This window comes from Amycolatopsis kentuckyensis (assembly GCF_002155975.1).
Classification (GTDB): domain Bacteria; phylum Actinomycetota; class Actinomycetes; order Mycobacteriales; family Pseudonocardiaceae; genus Amycolatopsis; species Amycolatopsis kentuckyensis.
Genome location: NZ_MUMI01000234.1, coordinates 1 through 10,413, shown reverse-complemented (window position 1 = coordinate 10,413; position 10,413 = coordinate 1). Strand labels below are relative to the sequence as shown.

The following is a 10,413-nucleotide window of genomic DNA, read 5'->3' as shown; positions in this document are numbered from 1 at the left end:
GGGTGGGCCGGGACGGGGCTCTTGCGTCGGCCCTGGAGCCGGCTGTCCGTCGCGGACTGTTGCTGCGGGGCCAGGCCGCCGGCTACCAGGTGTTCGTGCGCGACCTGCCAGACCGAGCACGGCGCCTTGCAGCGGTGCCACCGGGTCGAGCAGGTCGGGCAGTCGCCGCGCTCGTCGGGCTCGTGCATCTTCAGCATCGCGCGCCACGCCTCGGTCAACCGGGGCAGTTCGGAGCGCGCGACCGAGACGAGCGACTGGGCGTCGGCGCGGTTCGCCAGGTCGGTCAGCATGTCGAGGCGCTCCCAGACCGCATTGCGGAGGACCTGCCCGAGTACCTGATCCATGTCAGCTCACCGTTACCTTTCCGCCATCTTGGCGGCTTCGTTGAGCGCGGCGCGCAGCTGTCCGAGCTGGCCGGACGTCAACCGCGCGGTCTCACCGGGAGGCGAGACCAGTACCACCTGGTTGTCTTCCACGAACACCGTGACCGCCCGCTCGCGGCTGATGAGGTCGCCGCACTGCACGCGCCACACGAGCTGACCGCCCTCGTAGTGCCGGACGCTCGCGGTGCGGGGGTCCACCGCGAGCGTCCGGCACTACGGGGCGGACGGCGGAGACGGGAGACACCGTCGCCGGCCGCACGGCGCGGGTCGCCGTGCCGGCATGTCCCCCTGCGAACGAGTCCACGAACTCCACGCCCTTCTCCGCTCTGTCAAAGTGTCCGAAGATGCCTTCTGCAACATCGCCTTGTCACAACGCTGCGGTTTTCGTAGCTCTCCGTGATCGCTACCGGTGTGCGGCCGGTGACGGAGATCTGACAACTACAGTGAGGTGAAACCGAGTGCGATAGAAGGTGGAATCGGCGTCATAGCGGTGACTGGGCTCGGTTCCACGGTAAGCGGTCAGCGGACTTCGCCCCGACCGATCAGGGCACCAGTTCGGCTGTTCACACGGTTCCCCAGGTTTGCCTACGCTGTTTCACAGACGCCCGACCGGACAGTGGAGGGGGCGCGATGGACGCCAGTAACGGTGGCAGTGCCGAAGCCCGGCAGAGCCACGCAGTTCCCGCTGACGCGTGGGAGCAGCCGGAGATGAGAACGGCTCTCGCGTCGCGCGAGATCAGCGCCGTGTACCGGCTCCTGCGCAAACACGGTGTCTCGCAGCGCCAGATCGCCGCGATGACCGGCCAGTCCCAGTCCGAGGTGTCGGAGATCCTCAAGGGTCGCCAGGTCATGGCCTACGACGTGCTCACGAGGATCGCCGATGGCCTGGGCGTCCCCCGTGGGTACATGGGCCTCGCCTACGACGAGGCCACGGCGATACGGGTCGTCGGCTCCGCCGACGGCCAGCAGGCTGAGGAGGACGAGTCCGTGAAGCGACGGAGGTTCCTCGCGCACGCTGCCCAGGTCACGATGGGTGCGGCGGTGTTCGGCCCGGAATCGGGCACCTGGTCGGCCGGACCGGCCAGGACGCCGGCGCCCGGGCGCATCGGCATGACCGACGTCCGCCAGGTCGAAGCCGCGACGCGGGCGCTCCGGGCGCTGGACTACCAGTACGGCGGCGGGTTCTGCCGCGACGCCGTCGTGGCGCAGCTGTCCTGGGGACAGCAGATGCTCGAAGCGCACGGCACCGAGATGGTGAAGAACCGCCTGTACGTCGCGCTCGCCGACCTGCACTCCCTGGCCGGCTGGACCTCTTTCGACACCGGTCTGATGGACTCCGCCCGCGGCCACTTCGCGAACGCGCTGGACCTGGCCAAGCAGGGCGAGAACCACCCGCTGGTGGCCAACGTGCTCTACCGCATGGGCCGCGTCTACCTGCACCAGGACGCCCCCAACGACGCGCTGAAGCTGTTCCAGCTGGGCCAGATCGCCGCTCAGGAAAGCGGTTCCGAGCTGGCCGTCTCCGTGCTCTGCGCGAACGAGGCCTGGGCCTACGCGATGATGGGCAACGAAGAGCAGGCGGTGAAGCTGCTCGGCCGGAGCAAGGACGAGTTCGAGCGCGCCAACCTGGCCGAAGCCGAGTCGTGGGTCAAGTTCTTCAACGAGACCGACGTCTACGCCATGGTCGGCACCGTCCACACGGTCCTCGCGCAGAAGAACGCCGAGCACACCAAGTACGCGATCCCGGCGCTGACCAGGGCCGTCGAGTCCTACGACGACGAGATGGCCCGCTCCAAGACGTTCATGCTGAGCGCGCTCGCCACCAACCACCTGCTGGACGGCGACCTCGACCACGGCGCCAAGGTCGGCGGCAAGGCCATCGACTGCGCCGAGGGCATCAAGTCCGAGCGGGTCAAGGACCGGATGCGGCCCCTGCAGGAAGAGGCCGAGCGCCGCCGCAACAACGCCGACGCCCGTGACCTCGCCGACCGCCTCCACGCTTTCTACGCCGCCTGACGCCGAAGGCGCCGGCGCGGTTTTGGACGGCCGGTTCACTTCGGGCAAGCTGCGCGGCGTGCTGGCCGAGACCTGCGCGCTGCTGGGTCTCGACCCGGCGGGCGCGCGGCTGCTGCGCTTCACGAACAACGCGGTGTACGCGCTGGTCACCGCGCCTTTCGTGGTCCGGATCGTCGGCTCGACGCAGCTGCGGCACCGCGTCGGTACGGTCGTGCGCGTGGCCCGGCACTTCGAACGCCACGGCGTTCCGGCGATCCGGCTCCTCGCCGACGTCGAGCAGCCCATGGAGGTCGGCGGCCACCTGGTGACCGTTTGGCACCAGGTGCCGAGCATCGGCCGGGCGGCGACGTCGGTCGACCTGGCCCGGCTGCTGCGCCAGGTCCACGCGCTGCCCCCGCCGCCCGGCCTCGCCGAGTGGGCGCCGTTCGCCGCGGTGCGGGCCCGGGTGTCCGACGCCGAAGAGATCAGCGACGCCGACCGCGAATTCCTGCTCGGCCGCTGCGCCGAACTCGAAGCCGAGCTGGCCGAGCTGGAGTTCCCGCTGCCCAGGGGCCTGGTCCACGGGGACGCGTACCCCGGCAACGTCATCCCCGGGCCGGCCGGTCCGGTGCTCTGCGACTTCGATTCCTCGTGCGTCGGGCCGCCGGAATGGGACCTGACGCCGTTGGCGGTCGGCCGTGAGCGCTTCGGCGACCCGGAGGTCGCGTACCGGACGTTCGCCGCGGCGTACGGCTTCGACGTGACGTCGTGGTCCGGGTTCGCCGTGCTCCGCGGCATCCGGGAGCTGAAGCTGACGACCAGCGTGCTGCCCATCCTGCGCAGCCGGCCGCAGGTCCGGCCCGAGCTCTTCCGCCGTCTGGACGATCTCCGGAGCGGCCGGACAGCCGCACGCTGGACGCGTTACCGCTGACCGTCATCTGTCACTTGGTGTGATCGACACCACAATCTGCACGTGCATTCGCCGACTGCAAATGACCGTTCGTCGCATCCAAAAGCCGGTCCGCTCTGGGTAGAAAGTTCTGCCCGACCAGTCACCCCCAATGGATGCCGGATCATCCCAATGCGCAAGTTGCAGCTACTCGCGGTGACTTCGCACCGGGTCCTACCTGCGGTGACGACGGTTCAGGAGGCGACGACCGGCGCCCGCGTCAGCACGACGGCGAACCCGAACGCCAGGCCCATCACCGTCAGCTCGAGCGTCGCCCAGGCGGCGAGCGCCGTCCGGTCGTGCCGGACGATCCGCGGCAGCAGGCGCCAGCGGACGTTGGCGCCCAGCAGCGCGATGACGCCGGTGCAGACGAGCTTCAGGATGAGCAGCTGCCCGTACGGCGTCGTGAAGATGGCCGCCCAGAACCCGATGGTCGGGTTGAGCGAGATCTCGACCAGGCCGTTGAACAGCCCGGTGGCGGCGGAGATGACCAGGCAGAGCGTCGCGAGCTTGGAGAACCGCGGCAGCGCGTGCGCCAGCAGCGTCCGGTTCGCCACGAGGAGCACGGTCATCGCGCCGAGGCCGCCGGTCCAGGCGACGGCGCTCATGACGTGCAGCTCCATCGAGATCATCGTGTAGTCGTGGTAGTTCCAGTTCGACGCGTGGCCGGTGACCGGCAGCGGCAGCAGCGCGAACAGGCCGAGCCCGACGCGGACTTCGGCGGGCACCTTCTCGCCGAACCGCAGCGCCAGCGCACCGATGCCGGCGTGGACGAGCGCGAGCGCGGCGACGATGACGAGCGCCTTCCCGGCACCGACCTCGGCGATGTACTGGCCGAGGTCGGCCGGCGAGAGCGTCGAGGAACCCGGCTTGTACTCCGCGGTCTGCAGGATCAGCGCGACGACCGCGGCCGTGGCCCAGACGAGCGCGGCCGCGACGCCGGCCGGGCGGGCCAGCCGCATGACCGGCTCGGTGAGCTTCGGCCGGTCGTAGCCGACGAGCACGGAAAGCAGCGCGAGCCCGATCGTGGTGACCGCGGCGAGGTCGAGCAGGACCCGGACGACCGGGATGCCGGCCGAGACCACCGCGTCGGGCTGCACCACGCCGGGAACCGGGGTGGTGGCGGTCAGCGCGACACCGATGAGGGCGCCCAGCAGGCCCGCCGTCACGACGCAGAGCAGTGTCGAATAACGGACCTTCGTGGTGGCCTCGGCCTGGGTCATCAGTTCTTCTCTTCGATCTTGCCGCCGGAGCGCAGGGCGACGGTCAGCCCGATCGCCAGCAGCACGACGGCGCCGGCGATCCAGACCCAGATCGGCACCCCGGTCGACGACGACTGCGGTGCCGCCGACGAGGAGCCGCCCGGCGACCTCGCCGCGTCGACGGTCGCCGGCGTGCCGGTGCCCGCGGCCGTCAGGGTGAAGCTGAACTCACCGGTCACCGGGTGGCCGTCCGCGGACAGCACCCGGTAGCCGACGGTGTACTTCCCGGCCGGTCCGAGCGGCCGCAGGGGCGCGCTGATGACGTTGTTCACCACGCCGATCGGTCCCTCGGCCCACTGGCCGCCGCCGGGGCCGGTCACCGCGATCTGGTTGACGTCCGCGCCCTGCACGTACTGGTCGAAGGTCAGGCTGATCTTGGCCGGGCCGGTGGCGACGGACGAGCCGTTCGCCGGGTCCGAGGAGATCAGCACGTTGTGGGCCAGCGCCGGGGTGGCCGTGCCGAGCACGGCCACCGCGGTCAACGCCAGCGCGACGAGCGCCCTGCGCATTTAGCTGTTGCCTCCCGACTTGGCCGTGGCCTTGCGGGCCCGGATGGTCGCGCCGGCCCCGACGCCGAGGCCGATGGCGCCGACGAGCAGGCCGGCCCCGCCGAGCCAGCGCGCCGTGTTGTCGGACGCCGCCGCGGCTTCAGTGTGCTCCCCGGTGGTGGTCGCCGTGTTCGCGGCCATTCCGTGTTCGTCGCCCTCCGACTTCGCGGCCAGCTTGACGGCCGGTGCCGGGTGTTCCGGCTCCTCGCCGTTCGCCGGGGTCGGCTGGTTCCAGTCGACGACCTTGCCGTCGCTGTAGGTCTGGTGGGCCGGGAACTCGACCTGGTCCACGTTGGTCGGCAGGGGGCCGAAGGAGACCGAGAACTCCTGGTAGTCGGTGGCCTTGAGCTCGCTGCCCGCCTGCGCGGTCCAGGTCACCGCGGTGACGGCTTCGGTGATCTGCGTCCCGTTGTCCTTGGTGATCGGGGCGGGCAGCTTCGACTTCGTCACCTGGGCGGTCCAGCCGGGAACCGGCTTGGTCCGGACCGAGCCGATGCCGTAGTCCGCCTTGAAGTCGACGGTGACCTTCGTGGTGGTGACGGGGTCCTTTTCCTCGCTGGGCACGCGGAAGACGATCGCCGCGTAGCCGCCCTTCGTGGGCTGCGGGCCGTAGACGTTGGCCGTGACGTGGGCGGACGCGACGCCGGTGCCGAGGAGACCGGCGACGCCGATGGTGGCGGCGAGGAAACCGGCGCGCTTGAAGACGTGCTGGGACATGGGTTCACTCCTGATGAACGCAAGAAAGGGACGGCGCGGTCCGGGGACCGGCCGGTGCGGGGACGAGCTGGGGTTCAGGAGTGCGCGGGCGGCCCACGCCGCCCGCGGATCCGGCGCAGGTCGACGCCGACGAGGTGGTCCGGGCCGGTCACGCGGGCCGGGACGAGCGCGGGCGCCGCGGACGGCACCCGCAGCGGGGTGAGCAGCCGCGGCAGGATCGCGCGCAGCACGGCCAGCACCGTGAGGAGCATCGAGTCCGCGCGGGCGAGCAGCAGTGCGGTGAGCACGGTCGCGATCGCGTGCGCGGCGATCATGCCGAGCCCGGTGGGCCCGGGCGTCGCGTACACGTCGTGGTGGCCGGCGAGCGTGGTGAGCAGCAGGTGCATCACCAGCTGGGCGGCCCCCAGCAGGGCGATCGTGGCGACGGGGCCGCGTGCCTTGCGAGCGAGCGCGGCCGCCGTCCAGCCGAACAGGCCGGTGAGCAGGACGGTCATCGCCGGATCCGGCAGACCGCCGTCGGCGACCCGGTGCGCGGTTACCGAAAGTGTCCCGGCGCTCACGGCGAGCAATGTGCCACGGGTAGCTCCGAGCACGGCGGGTCGCCGTGCCGGATCGCTCATGAGGAGCAGCCTAAGGGACCTGTTCCGTCGTGAGCGTGTGATCCCGTGAACTGAGCACACACCGAGTTCACGGCCCGCGCCACGCGCTGGTTCAGGCAATTTGTTGCCGATCTCCGGCCGGTAGGCCACGGTGGGCCGAAGACCGGGGTTTGGACCGGTCTTGCCGTGGGTACTGAGCCGTCGGTCAGGAACTAGCCCGTTCGGGTGAAGGCCGGCGCGAAGGGCGGGAGAGCGGACACGGATGAACCTCTTCGACTACATCTCCGACCGGGCGAGCAAGCTGTGGCTGGAGGCCTACCTGCACACCAGCATGGTGGTGCAGTGCACGATCATCGCCGCGGTCCTCGGCGTGCTGATCGGGGTCGCGGTGTACCGCAGCCCGATCGGTTCGGCGGTGGCCACGGCGCTGGCGAGCACGATCCTGACGGTTCCGTCGTTCGCCCTCCTGGGCCTGCTGATCCCCATCTCGGGGCTCGGTCCGACGACCGCCGTGATCGCGCTGGTGCTCTACGGCCTGCTGCCGATCGTCCGGAACACCATCGTCGGGCTCGACGGCGTCGACCCGGCGATCACCGACGCCGCCCGGGGCATCGGGATGAGCCGCTTCGGCGTGCTCACCCGGGTCGAGCTGCGGCTGGCCTGGCCGGCGATCCTCACCGGCATGCGGGTGGCCACCCAGATGCTGATGGGCATCGCCGTGATCGCCGCCTACGCGAAGGGGCCCGGCTTCGGCGCCGAGGTCTTCTCCGGGCTCACGAACGCGGGGAGCACGAACTCCCTCAACCAAGCCGTCGCCGGCACGGTCGGGGTGGTCATCCTCGCTCTGCTGCTCGACGGCGTCTACGTCCTGATCAAGCGCTTCACCATCTCTAGGGGTGTCCGTGGCTGAGAACGAGGAAGTCTCCGGCGTCGAAATCGAGCTGGAGAACGTGACCAAGCGGTACCCCGGCACCCGCACCCCGGCGGTCGACGACTTCTCGATGGTCGTGCCCGCCGGCAAGATCGTCGTCTTCGTCGGCCCGTCCGGCTGCGGCAAGACGACCACCATGCGGATGATCAACCGGCTGATCGAGCCGACGTCCGGCCGGATCACCATCGGCGGCGAGGACGCGCTGAAGCTCGACGTCGACACCTTGCGCCGGCGCATCGGCTACGCCATCCAGCAGGCCGGGCTGTTCCCGCACTTCACCGTCGCGCAGAACATCGCGGTGGTGCCGGGCCTGCTCGGCTGGGACAAGAAGAAGGTCAACGACCGGGTCGAGGAGATGATGGACCTGGTCGGACTGGACCCGGCCGACTTCCGCGACCGCTTCCCGCGCCAGCTGTCCGGCGGGCAGCAGCAGCGCGTCGGCGTGGCCCGGGCGCTCGCCGCGGACCCGCCGGTGCTGCTGATGGACGAGCCGTTCGGCGCGGTCGACCCGATCACCCGCGGCAACCTGCAGGACGAGCTGCTGCGCCTGCAGGGCGAACTGAAGAAGACGATCGTGTTCGTCACGCACGACTTCGACGAGGCCGTGAAGCTGGGCGACAAGATCGCGGTGCTCGGCAACCAGTCGACGATCCTGCAGTACGACACCCCGGAAGCGATCCTGGCGAACCCGGCGGACGACACGGTCGCGGGCTTCGTGGGCGCGGGCGCGTCGCTGAAGCAGCTGACGTTGCTGCGTGTCCGCGACGTCGAGCTCCAGCAGGACGCGCTCACCGTGACCGTCGACGAGTCGCCCGCGTCGGTGCGCGAGAAGCTCGACAAGTCGCGCCGGCACTTCGCGCTCGTGCTGGACGCGCGCCGCCGTCCGACGCGGTGGGTGCACGCGCGCGAACTCACGTCGGCGTCCTCGCTGGCCAACCTCGGCAAGCCGCTGCGCGACGTGGTCAGCCTGCAGTCGACGCTGCAGGACGCGCTCGAGGCGATGCTCGCCGAGGGCGGTTCGGTGCCGGTGACCGGCGCGCGCGGCGAGTACGCGGGCACCATCCAGCTGGACACCGTGATCGCGACCATCCAGCAGCTGCGCGACGAGCACACGAACGGTGAAGAGGTGTCCGCATGACGACGGCCGCCGTCGACACCGGCTTCAGCACCGAGTCCGGCTCGAAACGCGCGGAACGCGTCCGGCTGTTCGCCCAGCCGATCGCGGTGCTGGTGATCGTCGCGGTGACGCTGGTCGCCGTGTTCTCCAGCGGCCTGAACGCGACGGAGAAGGAGACGCTCAACGCGCCGACCTTGTTCACGGCGTTGTGGGACCACCTGCTGATGACGCTCGTGGTGACGGCGATCGTCGTGCTGGTCGCGGTGCCGCTCGGGATCCTGGTGACGCGGCCGTGGGCGCGCTTCCTGGCGCCGATCTTCCTGGCCGTCGCGAACATCGGCCAGGCCGCGCCCGCGCTGGGCGTGCTGGTGCTGTGGTTCATCATCACCGGCGCGACCGGCGGGATCTGGGTGGCCGCGCTGCCGCTGGCGTTCTACTCGCTGCTGCCGGTGCTGCGGAACACGATGGTCGGCATCCAGCAGGTCGACCCGGCCCTGATCGACGCCGGCCGCGGCATCGGGATGTCGGCGGGCGCGGTGCTCTGGCGCGTCGAACTGCCGCTCGCCGTCCCGCTGATCCTGGCCGGCCTGCGCACGTCGCTGGTGCTGGCGGTCGGCACGGCGACGTTCGGCATGTTCGTCAACGCCGGCGGCTTCGGGCTCCTCATCGACACCGGCTACAAGCTGAACCTGACCCCGGTGCTGGTGACCGGCTCGGTGCTGGCCGTCGCGCTGGCGCTGCTGGTCGACTGGCTGGGCGCGGTCGCCGAACAGTTCTTCGGACCGAAGGGGCTGCGATGAAACTCCGGAGGCTGTTCGCGGTGGCGCTGCTGGGCGTGACGCTGTCGTCCTGCGGGCTGACGATCAACCAGGCGGTGCCGTACGACATCAAGCCGGGCTCGATCCAGCCGATCCCGGCCCTGCAGGGGGTGAAGGTGACGGTGGGGTCCAAGGACTTCACCGAAAACATCATCCTGGCGTACATGGCCGAGATGGCGTTGACGGCCGCGGGCGCGGACGTCGTGGACCTCTCGGACATCAAGGGGTCGAACTCGTCGCGCCAGGCGCTGCTGTCCGGCCAGACGGACGTGACGTGGGAGTACACCGGCACGGGCTGGATCAACTACCAGGGCAACGAGCTCCCGGTCCCGGGCGGCGAAAAGGCCCAGTACGAGGCGACGGCCAAGGCGGACGAGGAGAAGTTCGGCGTCACGTGGCTGAACTACTCGCCCCTGAACGACCAGTACGCGTTCGCGGTGACGGAGGCGTACGGCGCCGCCAACAACTTGAAGACGACGTCCGACCTGGCGGCCTTCATCAAGCAGAAGCCGGACCAGGCGGTGTTCTGCCTGGAGACGGAGTTCACCAGCCGCCAGGACGGCTTCCCGGCCGCGGTCAAGGCGTACGGCTTCCAGAACCCGACGGTGAAGAACTTCGGCATCGGCACGATCTATTCGGCGGTGGCGAGCGGAACCTGCCCGGTCGGCGAGGTCTTCACCACGGACGGCCGCATTTCGGGGCTGAACCTGCGGGTGCTGGAGGACGACAAGAAAGCGTTCCCCCAGTACAACGCGGTGGCGACGCTGCGCACGGAGTGGCTGAAGCAGCACCCGGAGGTCCGCGGCCCCCTGGAGAAGGTCAGCGCGGCGATCGACAACGAGCAGATGATCGAGCTCTGCAAGCAGGTCGACGTCGACGGCAAGGACGCGGGCAAGGTCGCCCACGACTGGATGGTCAAGAAGGGCTTCGTTCAGTAGCCCGCGGGGGCGCCCCCCGTTCTCGACACTACCGGCCGGCACCGACAGTTTCGCGGTGCCGGCCGGTGCCGTCAGATCCCCAGCCGGTGCAGCAGCTGTTCCGGCTCGCTCTCGTTGGCCCACCACCCCGAAGCCGCGATTGTCACTACGGACGGT

General features: G+C 70.1%; 11 protein-coding genes and 1 pseudogene. 6 read left to right on the top strand and 6 right to left on the bottom strand.

What is annotated here, in order from left to right:
- Both CCN39_RS22900 and CCN39_RS22895 read right to left on the bottom strand, forming a co-directional pair.
- A partial coding sequence (locus CCN39_RS22900) for a hypothetical protein (protein ID WP_086845153.1) occupies positions 1–344 on the bottom strand: 344 nt, incomplete at its 3' end.
- Between the two features lie 12 nt (positions 345–356).
- Positions 357–696, bottom strand: a pseudogene (locus CCN39_RS22895) (hypothetical protein).
- A gap of 317 nt (positions 697–1,013) precedes the next feature.
- Between CCN39_RS22895 and CCN39_RS22890 the strand changes: the two are divergent.
- Both CCN39_RS22890 and CCN39_RS22885 read left to right on the top strand, forming a co-directional pair.
- Positions 1,014–2,399, top strand: coding sequence for a helix-turn-helix transcriptional regulator (locus CCN39_RS22890; RefSeq protein WP_086845151.1), 1,386 nt, complete (start codon positions 1,014–1,016; stop codon positions 2,397–2,399).
- 22 nt (positions 2,400–2,421) lie between these two features.
- Positions 2,422–3,309 (top strand): phosphotransferase family protein, encoded by an 888-nt coding sequence (locus CCN39_RS22885; RefSeq protein WP_086845149.1) that lies wholly within the window; start codon positions 2,422–2,424, stop codon positions 3,307–3,309.
- Positions 3,310–3,521: 212 nt separating this feature from the next.
- Here CCN39_RS22885 and CCN39_RS22880 read toward each other — a convergent pair whose 3' ends face one another.
- The 4 genes from CCN39_RS22880 to CCN39_RS22865 all read right to left on the bottom strand — a co-directional run bounded on the left by CCN39_RS22880 (position 3,522) and on the right by CCN39_RS22865 (position 6,423).
- Complete coding sequence (locus CCN39_RS22880; RefSeq protein WP_086845147.1) at positions 3,522–4,550, bottom strand: copper resistance D family protein; 1,029 nt, start codon at positions 4,548–4,550, stop codon at positions 3,522–3,524.
- Entirely contained in the window at positions 4,550–5,098 is a 549-nt protein-coding gene (locus CCN39_RS22875; protein WP_167455156.1) for a copper resistance CopC family protein, read from the bottom strand. The genes CCN39_RS22880 and CCN39_RS22875 overlap by 1 nt, the downstream gene beginning before the upstream one ends.
- Positions 5,099–5,854, bottom strand: coding sequence for a YcnI family copper-binding membrane protein (locus CCN39_RS22870; RefSeq protein ID WP_086845145.1), 756 nt, complete (start codon positions 5,852–5,854; stop codon positions 5,099–5,101).
- A gap of 74 nt (positions 5,855–5,928) precedes the next feature.
- Complete coding sequence (locus CCN39_RS22865; protein ID WP_086845143.1) at positions 5,929–6,423, bottom strand: hypothetical protein; 495 nt, start codon at positions 6,421–6,423, stop codon at positions 5,929–5,931.
- A 292-nt stretch (positions 6,424–6,715) separates the two neighbouring features.
- Here CCN39_RS22865 and CCN39_RS22860 point away from each other — a divergent pair, with 292 nt between their 5' ends.
- The 4 genes from CCN39_RS22860 to CCN39_RS22845 are packed head-to-tail and all read left to right on the top strand — an operon-like array spanning position 6,716 to position 10,257.
- Positions 6,716–7,363, top strand: coding sequence for an ABC transporter permease (locus CCN39_RS22860; RefSeq protein ID WP_086845139.1), 648 nt, complete (start codon positions 6,716–6,718; stop codon positions 7,361–7,363).
- Positions 7,356–8,522, top strand: a complete 1,167-nt coding sequence (locus tag CCN39_RS22855) for an ABC transporter ATP-binding protein (RefSeq protein ID WP_086845155.1) — start codon at positions 7,356–7,358, stop codon at positions 8,520–8,522. Before CCN39_RS22860 ends, CCN39_RS22855 begins: the two co-directional genes overlap by 8 nt.
- Positions 8,519–9,301: an ABC transporter permease gene (locus tag CCN39_RS22850; RefSeq protein WP_086845137.1), complete on the top strand. Its 783-nt coding sequence runs from the start codon at positions 8,519–8,521 to the stop codon at positions 9,299–9,301. Before CCN39_RS22855 ends, CCN39_RS22850 begins: the two co-directional genes overlap by 4 nt.
- Positions 9,298–10,257 (top strand): glycine betaine ABC transporter substrate-binding protein, encoded by a 960-nt coding sequence (locus tag CCN39_RS22845; protein ID WP_086845135.1) that lies wholly within the window; start codon positions 9,298–9,300, stop codon positions 10,255–10,257. Before CCN39_RS22850 ends, CCN39_RS22845 begins: the two co-directional genes overlap by 4 nt.
- Positions 10,258–10,413: the final 156 nt, after the last annotated feature.

Coding starts and splice junctions, on each gene's coding strand:
- CCN39_RS22890 (WP_086845151.1), top strand. CDS start 1,014: ATGGACGCCAGTAACGGTGGCAGTGCCGAAGCCCGGCAGAGCCACGCA.
- CCN39_RS22880 (WP_086845147.1), bottom strand. CDS start 4,550: ATGACCCAGGCCGAGGCCACCACGAAGGTCCGTTATTCGACACTGCTC.
- CCN39_RS22875 (WP_167455156.1), bottom strand. CDS start 5,098: ATGCGCAGGGCGCTCGTCGCGCTGGCGTTGACCGCGGTGGCCGTGCTC.
- CCN39_RS22870 (WP_086845145.1), bottom strand. CDS start 5,854: ATGTCCCAGCACGTCTTCAAGCGCGCCGGTTTCCTCGCCGCCACCATC.
- CCN39_RS22860 (WP_086845139.1), top strand. CDS start 6,716: ATGAACCTCTTCGACTACATCTCCGACCGGGCGAGCAAGCTGTGGCTG.
- CCN39_RS22850 (WP_086845137.1), top strand. CDS start 8,519: ATGACGACGGCCGCCGTCGACACCGGCTTCAGCACCGAGTCCGGCTCG.
- CCN39_RS22845 (WP_086845135.1), top strand. CDS start 9,298: ATGAAACTCCGGAGGCTGTTCGCGGTGGCGCTGCTGGGCGTGACGCTG.